This is a genomic window from Spirochaeta lutea, from assembly GCF_000758165.1.
GTDB classification, from domain to species: Bacteria; Spirochaetota; Spirochaetia; order DSM-27196; family Salinispiraceae; genus Spirochaeta_D; species Spirochaeta_D lutea.
On record NZ_JNUP01000031.1, the window covers coordinates 55725 to 71995 of the forward strand.

12 protein-coding genes and 1 tRNA gene are annotated in these 16271 nt (G+C 54.7%); 6 read left to right on the plus strand and 7 right to left on the minus strand.

Going from position 1 to position 16271, the window contains the following annotated elements; all coding sequences use genetic code 11:
• The first annotated feature begins 81 nt into the window (after positions 1 to 81).
• Complete coding sequence (locus DC28_RS04230; RefSeq protein WP_052078442.1) at positions 82 to 3960, plus strand: [protein-PII] uridylyltransferase family protein; 3879 nt, start codon at positions 82 to 84, stop codon at positions 3958 to 3960.
• 30 nt (positions 3961 to 3990) lie between these two features.
• On the opposite strand, the gene eda is transcribed toward DC28_RS04230, so the two are convergent.
• Positions 3991 to 4632 (minus strand): bifunctional 4-hydroxy-2-oxoglutarate aldolase/2-dehydro-3-deoxy-phosphogluconate aldolase, encoded by a 642-nt coding sequence (eda, locus tag DC28_RS04235; protein ID WP_037546268.1) that lies wholly within the window; start codon positions 4630 to 4632, stop codon positions 3991 to 3993.
• 389 nt (positions 4633 to 5021) lie between these two features.
• Between eda and DC28_RS04240 the strand changes: the two genes are divergently transcribed.
• The 3 genes from DC28_RS04240 to DC28_RS04250 are packed head-to-tail and all read left to right on the plus strand — an operon-like array spanning position 5022 to position 8364.
• Complete coding sequence (locus DC28_RS04240) at positions 5022 to 5504, plus strand: RNA polymerase sigma factor (RefSeq protein WP_037546269.1); 483 nt, start codon at positions 5022 to 5024, stop codon at positions 5502 to 5504.
• Positions 5505 to 5506: 2 nt separating this feature from the next.
• The gene (locus DC28_RS15245; protein WP_052078443.1) at positions 5507 to 6307 is read left to right on the plus strand and encodes a hypothetical protein; all 801 of its coding nucleotides are present in this window, start codon (positions 5507 to 5509) and stop codon (positions 6305 to 6307) included.
• Between the two features lie 2 nt (positions 6308 to 6309).
• Positions 6310 to 8364 (plus strand): caspase family protein, encoded by a 2055-nt coding sequence (locus DC28_RS04250; protein WP_052078444.1) that lies wholly within the window; start codon positions 6310 to 6312, stop codon positions 8362 to 8364.
• 149 nt (positions 8365 to 8513) lie between these two features.
• Here DC28_RS04250 and DC28_RS04255 read toward each other — a convergent pair whose 3' ends face one another.
• From DC28_RS04255 to glnA, 3 genes are all read right to left on the minus strand, one after another.
• Complete coding sequence (locus DC28_RS04255) at positions 8514 to 9893, minus strand: alpha-amylase family glycosyl hydrolase (RefSeq protein WP_037546271.1); 1380 nt, start codon at positions 9891 to 9893, stop codon at positions 8514 to 8516.
• Positions 9894 to 9941: 48 nt separating this feature from the next.
• A complete protein-coding gene (locus tag DC28_RS15250) occupies positions 9942 to 10550 on the minus strand; it encodes a TetR/AcrR family transcriptional regulator (protein ID WP_052078445.1) in 609 nt (202 codons plus the stop codon).
• Positions 10551 to 10752: 202 nt separating this feature from the next.
• Positions 10753 to 12156 carry a type I glutamate--ammonia ligase gene (gene glnA / locus DC28_RS04270; protein ID WP_037546274.1) on the minus strand — a complete coding sequence of 468 codons (1404 nt, stop codon included), beginning with the start codon at positions 12154 to 12156 and terminating at the stop codon, positions 10753 to 10755.
• Between the two features lie 674 nt (positions 12157 to 12830).
• On the opposite strand from glnA, the gene DC28_RS04275 reads away from it, so the two are divergent.
• Both DC28_RS04275 and DC28_RS04280 read left to right on the plus strand, forming a co-directional pair.
• Positions 12831 to 12904: transfer RNA gene (locus tag DC28_RS04275), tRNA-Arg, on the plus strand.
• A 166-nt stretch (positions 12905 to 13070) separates the two neighbouring features.
• Positions 13071 to 13940: a sensor histidine kinase gene (locus DC28_RS04280; RefSeq protein WP_162180185.1), complete on the plus strand. Its 870-nt coding sequence runs from the start codon at positions 13071 to 13073 to the stop codon at positions 13938 to 13940.
• On the opposite strand, the gene DC28_RS04285 is transcribed toward DC28_RS04280, so the two are convergent.
• The 3 genes from DC28_RS04285 to DC28_RS04295 are packed head-to-tail and all read right to left on the minus strand — an operon-like array spanning position 13900 to position 16262.
• Positions 13900 to 14445 (minus strand): chromate transporter, encoded by a 546-nt coding sequence (locus DC28_RS04285; protein WP_037546278.1) that lies wholly within the window; start codon positions 14443 to 14445, stop codon positions 13900 to 13902. The genes DC28_RS04280 and DC28_RS04285 overlap by 41 nt on opposite strands.
• On the minus strand, positions 14442 to 15101 hold the full coding sequence (locus DC28_RS04290) for a chromate transporter (RefSeq protein ID WP_052078446.1): 660 nt from the start codon (positions 15099 to 15101) through the stop codon (positions 14442 to 14444). The genes DC28_RS04285 and DC28_RS04290 overlap by 4 nt, the downstream gene beginning before the upstream one ends.
• Before the next feature lie 6 nt (positions 15102 to 15107).
• On the minus strand, positions 15108 to 16262 hold the full coding sequence (locus DC28_RS04295) for a hypothetical protein (protein ID WP_037546281.1): 1155 nt from the start codon (positions 16260 to 16262) through the stop codon (positions 15108 to 15110).
• Positions 16263 to 16271 lie beyond the last annotated feature (9 nt).

A 16271-nucleotide genomic window follows, 5' to 3' on the forward strand; every position in this document is an offset into this window, starting at 1 on the left:
CGACATGGATGATGCTGTTCGGCTCCCGGATTATCTCGAATACCGCTTTGGAATAGGTTGAATTACCTTTATACTGGGGTTATGAAGCCCCATGATTACATCGAAGCACTTGCAGGCGTCCTAGACAAGACGATTTCCCGGGATTGGATTTCCCAGATTATTTCCGCCGTACCAGAACAAAAACTGGACACCCTCTCGGTGCAAAAACTCTCCAGGATCATTCCCGGGTTAGTTGCCCTTTCCCGAAGCCAAGGGCCGGATACCGGATCGCCTGGGTTCTACCTGTTCGAGGATATGCAGAACGACCCGAGGATCGAGATTACGGTCATTGCTCGGGACTATCCCGGGCTCTTTTCTACCCTCTCGGGCCTTCTTAGTGCCAGTGGCTTTGAAATCACCCTAGGCCATGTAGTAACTACCCGGGCTGTATCAGGCCAGCGGTTAATCATTGATACCTTTTCGGGAACCCTGGCAGCGGATCAGGATCCGGCGCTTTGGGTTGATGAGCTCAAGGGAACCTTGGGCAGAATCCTTCCCTACTATCAGAACCCTGAACAACCCGCTGTTCAACAGAGCAAATACAGTCCGGCCACCCAGGGTGCCCAAGGACCGGAATCTTCGGGACCCCATACATCGGGGAGAGCCCTGGTGAAACGTCTGGTTATTGAAGAGGTTGCAGCAGCGCTCTCGCGCACCGAAATTCAACCGGGGAAAATACTGGCTCCAATGACCATCACCGAAGAGAACGCCCCCGGAGTAACCCGCTTTAGCATTTCAAGCACCGACACGCCGTTTTTTCTCTTTAGCATCAGTTCGGCCTTGGCCCTTCATGAGGTTTCCATAGAAGCCATAGACATTCAGACCGAGGACGAGCGAGTTCTGGATATTCTTGATCTGGTGGATTCCCATGGCAATCCCATAACAAACCCCCTCATCCTAAACCGGATAAAGCTCTCGATTCTTCTTTCGAAGCAGTTCACCTATTTCATAGACCGGGCACCGAATCCCCTCATGGCGTTGGAGCGTTTTGACAGCCTTATCCAGGATATCGGAGAGGTGAGAGACGAGGAGGATATCCGGCGGTTTCTCGCCAGCCCCCAGTTCCAGCAGGAACTGGCCGCCCTCCTGGGGACATCGGATTTCCTGTGGGAGGACTTTATCCGGGTACAGCATGAAAACATCCTCCCGATGATAAAGAATATCGACGAAGATCATCTTCTCTCCACCCCTCCCGAGGACGTCGAGGCAGCCCTGGCGAGCCACCTCCAGGCCGCGGAAAAAGCCTCGTTGAACGGCCGCGGCGCGGTTGCAGCCATGGATCCCTTGGCGAGGCTTCAACAGAAAATAGCAGCCCAGACGAAGGCCCTGAATGAGTTTAAGAACCGCGAAAGCTTCCTGGTGGACCTGGACCATATTCTGGTAAAAAACCTGGACTTCTTTTTTCTAAGCCGGCGCCTGACGGCTCTGGCAGAGGCGGTGGTCAAGGCGGCCTTGCACATAGCCTGGCAGGAGGTGGTTCCCCGTCACGGGCTGCCCCGCACTGCCGCAGGGGTGGAAGCCGAATGGGCGGTATTTGGATTGGGAAAACTGGGCGGCAGCGCCCTGGGATACGCCTCGGATATTGAGCTGCTTTTTTTATTCGCCGACAACGGCAGCACCGACGGTCCCGAAAAGATTGCAAACCGGGATTTCTTTGAGAAGTTCTTTCGCAGCGCTGCAGCAAAAATCACGGCCCGCCGAGAGGGTATCTTTAAGGTTGACCTCCGGCTCCGACCCCACGGCATTGATGGACCGGTCGCAGTAAAACTCCAGAGTTTTATCGACTACTTCTCCAAATCCGGCCAGGCCCATAGCGCCGAACGCCTCGCCCTGGTCCGGCTACGGTACATCGGAGGCTCCAAAACCTTGGGCGATCAGGTGACCCGAATTCGGAATCAGATTATTTACCAGGAAGATTCCATTGATATTGCAGAGCTTCGGTCCCTGCGTAAACGTCAGATCAGGACCAAGGATGTCGCCGACCAAATCAATACAAAATTCTCACCCGGGACCCTGGTGGATCTGGAATACAATGTGCAGATTCTCCAGGTCATCCACGGAAGGCAACACGAGGGGCTCCGGGTTCCCGGTATCCATGAAGCCCTGCGACAGCTCTCCCAGCTGGGAACCATCGAACCTGAGGAAGCCCAGGCCATGACCCTTGCCTATCAATTCTTCCGCAAATTGATTAACGGGCTACGGATGCTCCGGGGTAATGCACGGGATCTGTTCTTGCCGGAAGAGAACAACATGGAATACCGCTATCTTGCCAGACGGATAGGCTACCAGCGCAAGGAGGAGCAGACCGAATCGGAACAGCTGCGCATCGACTTCGAAACCCACTCAGCCCGGGTGCGAAGTTTTGTGGAACGTCATCTAGGACGGGAGGCGATCCCCGGGGAAACCTCCGGCTCAGTGGTGGATCTGGTACTATCCGATAGCCTTTCCGAGGATTTGATTGCCCGGGTTTTACAGGAGGGTGGAATTCAGAACATCCAACGCGGTCTTGTAAACCTGCAAAGCCTGGCCGGATCCGGATCCCAGCGGGATACCTTTGCCCAGGTGATTGTCCTGGCATGGGACCAGATTAAAACCTCCACCGATCCCGACATGGCCCTGAACAACTGGGAGCAGTTTGTCCGGCGGCTTGAACACCCCGAGGTTCACTACAACCAGCTTCTCAGCCAGCCAAAACGCCTTGAACTGCTCATGCGGCTCTTCGCTTCCAGCCAGTTTCTCTCGGATACACTCATCCAAAACCCGGGATTTTTCCGGTGGATTACCGATCCTAGGGTGGTTGTGAAAGCCCGGGATCAAATCCGCATGGAAGAAGACCTGCGCATGGAGGCCGCAGAGGCGGAGAACCGAACTGACTGGCTGAACCGCCTGCGCCGGTTCCGGAAACGGGAAATCTTGCGCATCGGACTTCGTGACATCGGCCTGGGGGTAAAAATCGAGGAAATTATGGGAGAAATCAGCTTCCTGGCCCGGGCCTGCTGCGAAGTCAGCCTGGAGCAGGTATGGAAACGCCTGTCCCTGCCACAGGGGCCTGAGCCCTCCCGCTTCGTTGTCTGTGCCTACGGAAAACTCGGGGGCTGGGAGTTGAACTACAGCTCCGATATCGATTTAGTGGGAATCTACGAGCCCCAGGCGGACCGGAGGACCGAGGAAGAGGAGCAAGGCTACACCAAGGTATTCAGGACCCTCGTCCAAGACCTGACTGATTTTACCCAGGAAGGCCAGGCATACCGGGTTGATCTCCGTCTGCGGCCCCATGGAGCCAGTGGACCTATCGTTTCCACCCTGCCCAGTTTCATTGACTACTACCGCCATCAGGGTGACCTCTGGGAGCACCAAGCCCTGATAAAAATGAAACCCATCGCCGGCAATCTGAGCATCGGCGAAATCGCCCTGGACAAGATCCGCCCCGACTATATGAGCCGCTGGTCGGTTCAGGAAATCAAAGCCTCCATTGCCACCATGCGAGAAAAGGGTGTGACCGAGCATACCAAACACCGGCCCGGTCAAATTGATATTAAAAACGGCATTGGTGGTATCCGGGATATCGAATTCTTGGTCCAGGGAATGCAGCTTACCTCCTGCCACCGGGTTCCCGAAATCCTCACGGGGAATACCCTGAAGGGTCTGATCCTGCTTTTGCAGGCGGGGTTTCTTTCCCAGGGGGATTTTAATGCCCTGCGCCAGGAGTACACCCTCTTCCGAAGGATTGAACACTACCTGCAGGTTGCAGAGGACCGTCAGCGCCATAGCCTCCCGGAAAGCAGTTTCGAACGAATCAAGCTTGCCCGGTGTATCGCCCCCCAGGTCGACTCCCAGGAGTTCTACAAATCCTTAGAACACACCATGCAGGGGGTCCGCCAACGCTATGCAGCCTTTCTTTCCAAGGATAGCTCAGGCTAACCTGAAGCATCCCCGGGCCGCAACGCATCCCTATCGGACCAGCAGGATTGCCTCTCTTAAATGACGAGAAATACCGTCCCAATCCTGTGATGCCACCAGGGATTTCGGCACCATCCAAGAACCGGCGCATGCCAGAACATTGGGGAGGGACAGATACTCCAGGAGATTACCCGGTCCAATTCCACCGGTGGGCACAAAGCGTACGCCGGGATAGGGGCCGGAAAGGGCCTGGAGCATGGAGGGACCGCCAAGTACTCCAGCAGGGAACAGCTTCAACCGGGTTAACCCCATACGGATACCGTACTCCACCTCGGTGGGCGTCGCCACCCCAGGCAGCACAGCGGCTCCCTGATCCAGACAAAACCGCACAAGGTCAGCATTGAAACCCGGACTCACTACCAGCTCTGCACCTGCATCCAGGGCAGCCCGGGCATCCTCGATATGCAATACCGTTCCTGCACATATCAGGAGCTCGGGATGGACTTCCTTGACAGCCCGTATAACCTCGGCTGCACCGGCGACCCGGAAGGTGAATTCCAGAACCTTGAATCCAGCACTCCTGGCGCGGTCTGCGAGGGTTATGGCCATCAGGCTGTTCTCAATACTCGCTAAGGGAATGAGCCGTTCGAGGGAGAGCAGGGTAAATACTTCCTGAGGTGATCGTTTATTCATACCACCTAGTATCGGGAAGTTACATACAATGGGTAAGTACAACTCAAATACGGGAAACCTTGTCCTGGGGAATCTGAAGATGGCATAATAATGTGCTACCTTGGTAGCCTGCTGCTCTTTGGAGATACTTGGTCATGAAGGAGTAAGGATGCCGTCGGCACTGCATGACCGTACCATCGGTAGAGCGGGTAATACGATGCAGACCTCCCCGTGGGCGGCACTCCCCCTACTCTCCCCCTGGGCCTGGTTTCGGGGAACCCCGGTGTATTCGGCGCACGGTTCATGCAAAGCGGCGTTTTGAATGAACCTCAGAGCGTAGTAAAATAAAGAAACAATTGTCAGCCCGTACTTTGTTGTACTGTTATGAAAGACGGGTGAGGAGCGTTCCGGTGCAGATTAATATTGATGACCTTTACCGAACCTACGGAGCCATGGTCTTCCGGCGGTGTCTTTCCATTCTCAAGGATGAGGATGCTGCCCTTGATATCATGCAGGAGGTTTTTGTCGTGCTGTTACGAAAACAAAAGACCTTAGATTCCCGTGGTCCCTCAAGCTTGCTGTACACCATGGCAACCAATTTGAGTATTAACGAATTACACCGCCGCCAAAACCAGCAAAAGCGCATTGAGCAAACCAGAGAAGATTTTGAGATCCAGTCCCAGGATAACGCGGACGAACTGGTGCTGACCCGGCACTTTCTTGACCGTATTTTCACCCGGGAGGATGAGACCACAAAAACCATCGCCTGGTATCACTATGTAGAGGGCTACACCCTGGAAGAAACCGCTCATTTAGTAGGAATGTCCATGTCCGGGATACGCAAGCGCCTGAGAAAACTACGGGAACGGGGCCTGGCCCTGAAGGAGGTGTAAGAATGAGCTCTCGGAAACTTTATTATTCAGATGGAAGCAGAGTCTCGGACCTCACCGTGGAACAGGCGGTCTTGGGCGAGCTGGATCCTGAGAGGCTGGCCGAACTCAGAAAAATTCCGGGGTTTGATCAGGAGGTCCGGCGAAGGCGGGCAGAAGATCAGCAGTTTTTCGAAACCCACCCCCCTAAGACCATGATCGAGCAGATTGAAGCTCGGGCATCTGAATCACCTCGAAAAACCACTATTCTCCCCTTTCCAATCATGGGCGGCGTCGCTGCTGCTGCAGTCCTGGTAGTTCTACTGGCCGCAGGTCCTCTATCTGCACTGTTTACCAACCCGGGCGCACCTACTGACCAGGGGATCCGGTCCAAGGGCCTTGAACCGAGTCTGCACATTTTCCATCCCGACGAAACCACCCCCCAGGGGGTCCGTGAATTAGAGGATCGAAGCCTCGTCTCGGCCTTCGACACCCTGCAGATCAGTTATAATGCCGCAGGAAGGCGGTTCGGGGCGATCATTTCCATCGACGGCCGGCAGGTGGTGACCCTTCACCACCCTGAGCATTACAACGCCACCCCGGAACTGACCCCCAGCGGCGAGGTCCTATTACCCTACGCGTACCAAATCGATGACGCCCCGGACCTGGAGCGGTTTTACCTTATTACTGCAGCCGAAGGCTTTGACCTTGCCGGGCTCTTAGATCGAGTGAAGCGGCAGGCTGCCACCCAGTCCTGGTTGATCACCGGGGAGCTTGAATTGGGGGAAGATTACCAGGTTGAGATGATCACCCTGAGGAAGGAGTAACCATGAAACACGTAAAACCGGGGGTCGTATTCCTCTTTTTGCTTTTTGTTCCTACCCTCTATCTCGGCGGCCAGAGCGATCTTTCACCGGTCCGCCGCTTCGGGATTTTTATCGGCGCCAATGATGGCGGGCCTCAGCGGGAAACCCTGCGATGGGCCGTGTCTGACGCCAAGAGTATGCAATCGGTTCTCTCGGAATACGGGGGTATCCATCCCCGGGATACCCTGCTCCTGGAGGATCCCGGGCTGGCAATGGTTACCCAGCGGTTTCGAGAGTTAAGTTCGCTTTTACAGGAGGCCAAGTCCAGTTCCAGACGGGTGGAGCTCCTGGTGTATTACTCCGGTCACTCGGATGAGCAGGGCTTGATGCTGGGAAGTGAGCACCTGGAGTACCGGCAACTGCGGAATCTCATAGGCCAGGCCCAGGCCGATGTATCCATCGCGATCCTTGATTCCTGCGCCTCCGGAGCCTTTACCCGGACCAAGGGCGGGGTTCGTATTGCGCCGTTTTTGGTGGATGATTCCGCCGATATGTCCGGTCATGCCTATCTCACCAGCGCTTCGGAAACCGAGGCGGCCCAGGAATCCGACCGGATCGGTGCCAGTTTCTTTACCCATTTTATGGTTACCGGGTTGCGCGGAGCGGCTGATCATTCCAATGACGGCCGGGTAACCCTCAACGAGGCATATGAATATGCCTTCTCGGAGACCTTGAACCAGACCCAGAGCACCTATGCCGGGCCCCAGCATCCTAGTTACGATATTCAACTCAACGGCAGCGGCGATCTGGTTTTAAGTGATTTGACTGCAGCTAGTTCCGCCCTGACCCTGCCCCGGGACCTGGAAGGCCGGGTATACATTCGAACAGCCGAACACCGCCTGATCGCCGAGGTGGCGAAGGCTCCGGGCAGACCGGTTACCATCGGACTTGCTCCGGGAATATACACCATTTCCGTTACGAACCCCGATGGACTGTTGAGCACCTCCACCCGGGTTGGGATGTCCGGCCCCACCATGCTGCTCCGGGAGGATTTCCGTACGGGGCCCCTGGAGTACGCCCGGGTGCGCGGAGAGGTTCAACGCTCTCTGGACCCGAGCCTTCCCTCGGTACCGGGTGAACCGGTGTATCTGCCGGTCTACCCCAGCATTTGGCCGGGATTCTCCCTTTTCGGGCTGCATGATCCGGTAGTGACAAGCTTCTCAATCAGCCCGCTCTTGGCTGATGCATCCCAGGTGGCAGGGCTGCAGGTAGGGGGAATCGCCGGCTTCACCGGAACCCTCTACGGTCTCCAGGTGGGAGGCATCTTCGCCCAGGGCAAGACCATCAATGGCCTCCAGATCGGTGGAATATTCGCCACGGCGGACCAGGTGAACGGCAGCCAGATCGGGGGGATTTTTACCCGGGCCGAGGACGTTAAGGGCGTGCAGATTGCGGGTATTACTGCAGTTTCCCGGGGAGATGTACGCGGGGCTCAGATTTCCCCCGTCAATGTCGCCCAAGGCACGGTCTACGGTTCACAGATCGGGGTAGTGAATATTGCCCATGATATGTACGGACTGCCCATTGGACTATTCAGCTGGATAAAGAACGGAATTCATGACATTGCCTTCTGGTTCACCGGCGAGGAGGAGGGATGGGTTGGTTTCTTAAACGGGAGCCGGAACTTTTATACGAGTTTCGCCGCAGGCGTCCAGACCGAACCGGGGATTGCCGAGCTTGAGGGCCTGACGGTGAGTGCTTCGGTAGGATACCGGGCAAGCCTGGGCAGCCTCTTCTTCATCGATGCTGAATTAGGGCTGAAACGCCTCGGTACCGGAGCCACGGCTGGAGAACGCTTGGCAGGCATCTTTACCGGCCCGGGTTCTAATACCTTCCCGAATGCCCGCCTTCGGGCAGGCATCAGCCTGGGGAGTCTCAAGGGGTTTGTAGGCTTGGACGTGGACGGCTACATCCAGGGGTACACCAATCCGGATATTTTCACCAACCGGGATCTATCCCCGGAGGATGAGGAATTCATCCTCTCGCCCCGGGCCTTGATCGGCTTCAGCTTTCTCTAGGGCACCTGCTTGGGGGAACAAGACCTGTACGGTAGCACCTAGTACAGCGACGGGTTGCGCCCCCCTCCCCCAGGGGAGGGCAGTAATGTCCCTGGATAATTCCCCTGGGGCCCGGGGTCGCCCAGAATTATGGGTGCTGCCCCGGGGTCTCAAGCTCCATGAACCCGGATGATGAACCCCCAGTTTGCTGGCAGGGTTATCTCTGGGATTCCCCCATCGACCCGGGTTATGGGTAGATCGGGGTCCAGAAGGGACTCCCAGGCAGATCCGGCTAATTCGGGCATGGAAATCACCCTGTCATGATCCGCAATAGATATTCCCACCAATACCTGGCTATCCTCATACCTGCGCCGGAAGATAAGGTATTCCGAATCCACCTGCACCTGGGTATAGTCACCGTATAGGAGCTCGGGGGTCTGCTTCCGGAGAGCCATCAGCCGCCCCAGGGTTTCAACCAGCTCCGGATGGCCGCCCCGGGTCTTAATCTCCTGGACGCTTAGAGCCGGACGCAGAGGCCAATCATCCGAAGCCTTCACCCCCGGAACTGCGCTCTCACTGCCGTAATAGATGGCCGGAATACCGGGAATGGCTGAGAGAAGCAGGTACAGGGGAAACACCCCGTGGGCCTGGGTAAGTTTACTGGCAATCCGGGGCACATCATGGTTATCCAGGAAATTCACCATGGCCAGATGGGTGTAGAGCCCGGGTTCCTCAAACTGGCGCCGGAGAGCGTAGGCGATCTCGTACATGTTCCTGTCGTTCACGCTGGACCAAAATCCTTTGTAACACTCATAATTCGTAACCCCGTGAAGCCGGTCATCTCCGGCGATGGTGCGGTAGTCTCCGAAAACCTGTTCTCCGAAGAGCCAGAATTCGGGTTTCACCCTACCGGCCACAGCCCGGAGAACGGGCCAGAGTTGGGGGTCAATGACATCCGCCGCGTCCAGGCGAATTCCATCAATATCATACTCGGTGATCCAATGCCGGAGAGAATCGACAATGTAGGCTTGAACCTCGGGGTGTTCCACCCTCAATTTGACCAAACTCCAATGGCCATCCCAGGTATCGTATACAATACCATCACCCATGGGACTAGAGGGGTCGAAGGATAACCCGGAGAACCAGTGCCGATATGGAGACTGCTCCCTATGGTGCTGGACATCCAGGAAGCCGAAGAACCGGCGGCCCACGTGGTTAAATACAGCATCCAGTAGAATTCTAAATCCCGCGGATTTTAGTTGGGATAGGGTCCAGGCAAGATCCTCGTTGGTTCCCAATCGTGGATCCAGGGTTCGTAGGTCGATGGTATCGTACCCATGGCTCTCGGAGTTCCAGATGGGTCCCAGAAGGAGGGTATTGACCCCCAGTTCCTTGAGGTGGGGTATCCATTGTACCAGATCCCGAATCCTCGGCTTCGGTTCCATGGGCCCCGGATTATGATGCTCCGCTCCCAGGGCGCCGAGGGGATAGATGTGATAGATGATGGCCTGGGCTGTCCAGGACGGTGTGTGACGGGTCTTGATTTCCATTAACTCCTCCTGGCTTTTTATATACCGATCGGTATATAACTGTCAAGGTTAGGAGAAGATACCGTATAAAAAATGCTGGGCCATCTGATACACCCAGGAATCCGGCATATCATGTCCGGAGAATAGGTACCCATTCATAATCCCCGGCAGGGCCAGGGCAAGATTAAGTTCCTTGCCCCGGATGTTTCCGTGGAACTCCGAGAGCCGGGTAAAAAAGCTCACCAGCAGGGTTTCATGGCGTTTTCGAAAGGCTTCAATGCTTTGACGCTGCAGGCTTTCCGAGGGGGCCATGATGCTGCCCCAGAACCACCGGTATTCCCGGGGGTGCCCTTGATAGTAGCTGCGGTAAAACCCGATCACTCGTCGAATATCCATAACGACATCACCGGTAGCCCTGGCGACCCCCTCAAGCTCCTGAAGCAGGGGTTCACTGACCAAGGATTGCACGGCCGCTAACAACCCCTCCTTGTTCGTGAAATGGTAGTACAGGGTCGGCTTGGTAATCCCCGAGGCAGTACAGACCTCCTGAATGCCTACCCCGGAGTATCCGCGTTGGGAAAATAGGTCGAAGGCTGTTTCGAGAATGGTCGTTCGTGCGCTTCCCGGTTTTTTAGCGGATTGTTTTTTACCGGGCTCATGGCTGCTTGGTGGATTCATGGGGGTAGTGTACTTTGCCCCGGAACGACCTGCAAGCTCCCGTCTGTGGGATGATCACCAGCAGACAGGGAAGCACCTGGCAAAAGAAAGCCGAACCAGTGCGCTCCTACTGGTTCGGCGGGGGGTGTTACGCCCACCGGTCCGGTGCGATCCAGGGACCGGGGGGCTGTGGTTTGTACCTAGGTACCGCTATTCGGACTGATTAGCAATCGTAATACAGATCATACTCCAAGGGTGTGGGCTGAAGCTTCATGGGCTCAACCTCGCTCTTTAGGCGGAATTCTGCATACGCTTGGATGAACTCTTCATCAAAGACATCGCCTGCGGTAAGCCAATCCTTATCGGCCAACATTTCGCGGATGGCCTCCTCCTGGGTTGCGCAGGTAGAGGGGATGGACTGAGCCTCTTCGGGGGGCAGATCGTAGATGTTTTTATCCAGAGCTGCACCCGGATCGATCTTGTTTTTAATACCGTCAATCATTGCCATGGTCATGGCAGCAAAGTTCAGGTACGGAGACCCTGAGGCATCGCCGCAACGGAATTCAAATCGTCTGGCCTTATCGCTGGTTACATAGGGGATTCGAATGGCCGCGGATCGGTTTGTTGCGCTGTAAGCCAACTTAACCGGTGCCTCATAGCCGGGTACCAACCGCCGGTAGCTGTTGCCCGTGGGATTGGTAAACGCCTGAATTGCCCGGCCGTGCTTCAGCAATCCGCCAATGGCGTAGAGTGCAGTCTGACTTAGGTTGGCGTATCCGTCACCCGCGAAGGTATTCTTTCCGTCCTTCCAGATGGATGCGTGGGCATGCATACCCGAACCATTATCACCGAACATCGGCTTGGGCATAAATGTAGCAGTCTTCCCATGCTTATAGGCGGTATTCTTCACGGCATACTTATACTTATGCACCAAATCGCCAGCGGTTATAATGTTCCCGAACTTAATACCAATCTCTCCCTGGCTGGTGGCAACCTCATGGTGATGGAGATATACGGTCATCCCCATGTTCCGCATATTCGTGACAATCTCACTCCGCAGGTCCATCTGGGTGTCCTGGGGAGTAGCAGGGAAATACCCCATCTTGTGGCGGATTTTATGACCGAGGTTCACCCCGTCCTCCCCGGTGGTCCAGGGTCCTTCCTGGGAATCCACCTCAAAATAGGATCCCCGAGGTTCAATGTAGTATCGAACGCCATCGAAGATGAAGAACTCAGGTTCGGGGCCGAAGAATATCTCGTCCCCAATACCGAGGCTTTTTAGGTATTCCAGGGCTTTGTGGGCAATATTTCTGGGAGCCCGCTCGTAGCGTTCCCCAGTACGCGGCTCATAAATATCTCCGAAGATAACCAAGGTTTTTTGCTCCCGAAAGGGATCCACAAAGGCCGAAGAAAGGTCGGGCTTAAAGATCATGTCTGACTTTTCTATGCTCTTCCATGCCCGAATAGATGAACCGTCAAAGGGGATACCGTTTTCCAGTTGATCCTCGTCCAATTCTGAGGCGACAAAGGTCGTGTGCTGCAACATACCGAACATGTCTCCAAACTGAAGATCCACATATTCGATTCCCTCGTTTTTGATTCTGTCTAATAATGCAGAAGCTGCCATGTTTTACTCCTTTCATGTAGCTTAGGTTCTTTTTTCATACAATCTTGTAGGAAATATAGCGAGGACTTTCATTCATGTAAAGGCTAGGATCGAGAAATTCAGAAAAAAAAGAAAAAAACTTTAGATGTTCATTCAAAATCGAGGTTTGAATAAACCATAGGCCGGATTAACCAATTCGTCCGGAAGCGGTGCCTGGGACGATGCTCCGTACACTGCATAGGGAGAGGTTGTTTCGAGACGAGGCAAACAGTAGATAGTGCGCAAAAGGTTGTAACATTGCATCCCGGCAACACCACCCATGGGTGGACGTACTGATTGCTCCACTATATCTGGTGTCGTTTACAACCTTTTCGCACTACACAAGCAATACTGAGGGAAGGCCGGGGATGAAATCAGACTTACTGAGGAAGTTGTTTGCATTTAGCGGGTGGGCATCCTAAACTAAAGAGGGAGCTCGGCTTAACCTTACCTTCCACCGATGCTCCCTTTCATTCGCCTCCGGTTCGTCCGGAGGCTTTTTTGTACCCTAGATAGTCTAGGTATATCCGTATAATCGGCTCAGGATCTGCAACAGTTAACAGCTTTTTACCGAAAGGAGGCCCACTCTGGACAGGGAGTGCTCCGGGTGCCCCGGATTGCCACAAATCCGCTTTTTATGCATACTGTAGTCCTATGTTCCGGTAGCTCAGCTGGATAGAGCAGCTGCCTCCTAAGCAGCAGGTCAGGCGTTCGAATCGCCTCCGGGACAAAGAACCTGAGACCGGGGCCGATTGCAAATGAATTCTGCAATCGGCTCCGGTCTTTTTTTTCTATCCCGGATGACGGCGAAGGGAGGAAGCACGCTGCTCCCACGCCGGGGACCATCCGGAAAATACCGGGTAGATTTCCGGCCCCGAAGGGTTATACTGGGGAGTATGGACCATAGAAAACAGAGCATCCGTTCAGCAATCCGGGTAGTAGGCATCTATGCGGCCCTTGGTTCCCTTTGGATTCTCTTCTCTGATCGCATTACCCAAGTGTTATTTCAAGATCCCGAACTGTTTCTTCAGGCCCAGACCATCAAGGGCTGGCTGTATGTTCTTACCACGGCAGGGTTGTTGTATGTTCTGATACATAACGAACTTGGAATTCAACGCCGACACAACGAAGAAACGAAGGCTCTCAGCAGGGAGCTGCACCACCGCGTGAAAAACAATCTACAGCTCATGTTGAGCCTGATTAATCTGCAACAGGATCAGTACCGGGAGTCACCGGAAACCTCTAAGGCCTTGGGAGAAATGTACCTCCGAATGGAGTCGATTTCCCTTATACATGAACAGATGTACCAGGTTCGTTCTCTCGCCTCGGTCAAGCTCAAACCGTATTTAGAGGAGTTGAGCGCTTCAATCGCTTCCCACTATGCCCTGGGAAATACCCTGGGATCTCCGGTGGAACTGGCTATTGATGATTATGAGCCCCACATCACCGAGGCCCTGCCTATCGGCTTGATGGTAAATGAGTTTATTGCCAGCGCGGTTCGTAGACATATTAGCAACCCGGGTGACATTCGAATCACCATAGAAAACCAGGAACAGGCCGGGTACATTTGGATAGCAGTATTCTTACAGACCCAAGAGGAAGAGCTGTTCTCCAACCATCCGGAAAACCGTCTCAGCGAGACCCTGATTCAGAGTCTGGCATCCCAGCTCGGCGGCACGTGGACCAAAAACCAGGGCGACAGTGCCCTGGTGTACGAATTGAGATTTAAAAGACAAACAGACCAATTACCCCGGCAGCGAGCATAACGATAAGGGGATGCAGCTTCTTGACGCTGAGCAAAAGGGTTAAGGATACAACGAAGATAACCAGAACCGGCAGGCTGACGACGGCTGAACGGCCGAAGCTCCAGGTTGCATGAATCAGAAGAGCAAGGATGCCAGGACGCAGGGACTGCATGAATCGGGGAAGCAGCCAGCTACGTTTCGGAGTTGCGGGCATCCGCCGTTTGAGGATATTCCGCAGCAGCACAAGCAGAGTCAACAGCAGTACCGAAGGCAGAACGACCGACAGGGTCGTTAAAAAGGCCCCAGGGATTCCGAACCCGGAGAAGCCGGTATAGGTTGCCGTATTAATGGCTATCGGCCCCGGGGTGAGCTGGCTCAGGGTTATGGCGTTGGTCATCTCCTGGGCGGTGAGCCAAGCGTGGTTCTCAACGATCTCATGAAATATAAGACCGACGATAACCATTCCCCCGCCGTAGGAACCGATTCCAATGAGAAAGAACGAGGTCAGGAGTTCCCAGAGACTCATCCGGCCCTCCCTGAGCGATACCTGCCGTCGCCACGGTGCGGCAGAATAAATCGAAGGACCAGGGCAATGAGAACGATGAGAAGGGGATGAAGGCTGGTTACCAAAACAAGAGCAAAACAAAGGACCGCCACCGCCATGGAAATGACGTCGCGCCAAACAGATTTTCCAAAAAGCAGGGTCGAGTAGGCGATTTGAGCTGCCACTGCCCCAGACGCTCCGGTGAAAAAACGAGTTATCCAGGGATTCTCCAGTTGTCCACCCAGGACCAGGAGGATAAACAGTATAATCAACACCGAGGGAAGAACGACCCCAAGAACCGATAGCACCACCCCCAGCACGCCGGCGAATCGAAGGCCCAGCATATATCCCATATTAACGGCGATTGCCCCCGGCACCGAGGTGGAGAGGCTCACATAGTCGGTAAACTCCTCATCGGAGAGTATGCCTCGGGAAACCACCAGTTCATGATGCATGACCCCCAACATGGCGACCCCGCCTCCAAAGGTCAGGGCCCCAATCTTAAAAAAAAGACCGAAAAGCTGGAGGGGAGGAATGGGACGATCACTATGGTCCTGGGATTCCAGGGGTGAGGATGGTTGGTTCGGGGGATCTTCGGAGCCTCCGGGCTTATGTTGCTGTTCCGACGATTCAGCCATGGGTGATTATTCCTTTCCAGGCGGCACAAGAGATAACCGTCCGAGCAACCCTAAGAAATCCCCGTCATGGCTGGTTAAAAACCCGTCGCCGTACTGCTCCGAGAGGTCCGGTGGGGTTTGGGCTGCATCAGAGCCCAGGAGTTCAGCGCCTCGGCTATCCTCACCGTCCTCCTCAAGAGGCTGGGATTCAAGAAGCTGCCGGGCAAGGCGGGTTACCCCCGCCCACAGGGCAAGCTCCTGAGCAATGGGTTCGGGTGTCCTGTCTATGGCCACCTCAGCCAGGAGTGCTTCACTCTTGATAACGGATTCTATGGTATTGCCGGATCCGAGCAGGTTCACCCGCAGCGACAACAGAGCATCTTGAAAAAAGGCTGTAGTAGCCTCAGGTGATAGTGACGGTCTAGGGCTTGTTTCCTCGGTTTCTGGTTTCTGGGGTTCAGGTTGAGGGTTCTCCACCATCGGGGCGGTACCTGCTTCTGCGGATTGATCCTGGGCGCGCAGCCAATCTGACAAATCCACAAGACCGCCTTGGGGTGTGATAACCAGTCTCTGAAAATACTGTGCGTCCCCGGAGATCACAGACCTACCGCGGTTTATTCCCCCGGAACTCACCCCCGCATTACTTACCAGGTATACTACCCGACGCACAATTCCCCGGTAATCCATGGAGTAGACCTGATTCTGAAAAATCAGCGGTTCACCGGACTGAAAAAAATCCGGAAACTCCAGAATCTGGTACAACCCCTCCTGTTGTGCCATGGCGGGTACAAACTCAAATAAGCTGCGGGAAAGCTCCACCTGCTCTTCTTCCGCTAAGGCCGAGGTAAGCCCGAAGTCAAGGAGTATTCGTGAAGTCCAGTAGGATCGAGCAAGGGTATGGGGCGCCACACCGTTCTCTTCAGGCCCGGATGAGAACCTGCTGATGCGCCGTACAACAAATCCCTGGAGATCCTCTGGGGTTTCTGGAGATTCCAGGGGTTTAATAGCGACCCCATAATCTGCACTAACACAACCCGAAAGAAAGAATACAGCTAAACTAATCCACAATGGCCCCAAGCCATACAAACCCCGTGGTGAGGATTTCTCCCTAGGGTGATTATTCTTGGTTGTTTCAGCAAACAGGCTATCCCGTGCGCCGCTGAGGAAGTGACGATTACCCATGCCGGTATG

Bases quoted from the DNA above. Each gene is read 5' to 3' on its own strand.
- eda (WP_037546268.1), bottom strand. From the start codon at position 4,632: ATGAATAAACGATCACCTCAGGAAGTATTTACCCTGCTCTCCCTCGAA.
- DC28_RS15245 (WP_052078443.1), top strand. From the start codon at position 5,507: ATGAGCTCTCGGAAACTTTATTATTCAGATGGAAGCAGAGTCTCGGAC.
- DC28_RS04285 (WP_037546278.1), bottom strand. From the start codon at position 14,445: ATGAGTCTCTGGGAACTCCTGACCTCGTTCTTTCTCATTGGAATCGGT.
- DC28_RS04290 (WP_052078446.1), bottom strand. From the start codon at position 15,101: ATGGCTGAATCGTCGGAACAGCAACATAAGCCCGGAGGCTCCGAAGAT.
- DC28_RS04250 (WP_052078444.1), top strand. From the start codon at position 6,310: ATGAAACACGTAAAACCGGGGGTCGTATTCCTCTTTTTGCTTTTTGTT.
- DC28_RS04280 (WP_162180185.1), top strand. From the start codon at position 13,071: ATGGACCATAGAAAACAGAGCATCCGTTCAGCAATCCGGGTAGTAGGC.
- glnA (WP_037546274.1), bottom strand. From the start codon at position 12,156: ATGGCAGCTTCTGCATTATTAGACAGAATCAAAAACGAGGGAATCGAA.
- DC28_RS04230 (WP_052078442.1), top strand. From the start codon at position 82: ATGAAGCCCCATGATTACATCGAAGCACTTGCAGGCGTCCTAGACAAG.
- DC28_RS04295 (WP_037546281.1), bottom strand. From the start codon at position 16,262: ATGGGTAATCGTCACTTCCTCAGCGGCGCACGGGATAGCCTGTTTGCT.
- DC28_RS04255 (WP_037546271.1), bottom strand. From the start codon at position 9,893: ATGGAAATCAAGACCCGTCACACACCGTCCTGGACAGCCCAGGCCATC.
- DC28_RS15250 (WP_052078445.1), bottom strand. From the start codon at position 10,550: ATGAATCCACCAAGCAGCCATGAGCCCGGTAAAAAACAATCCGCTAAA.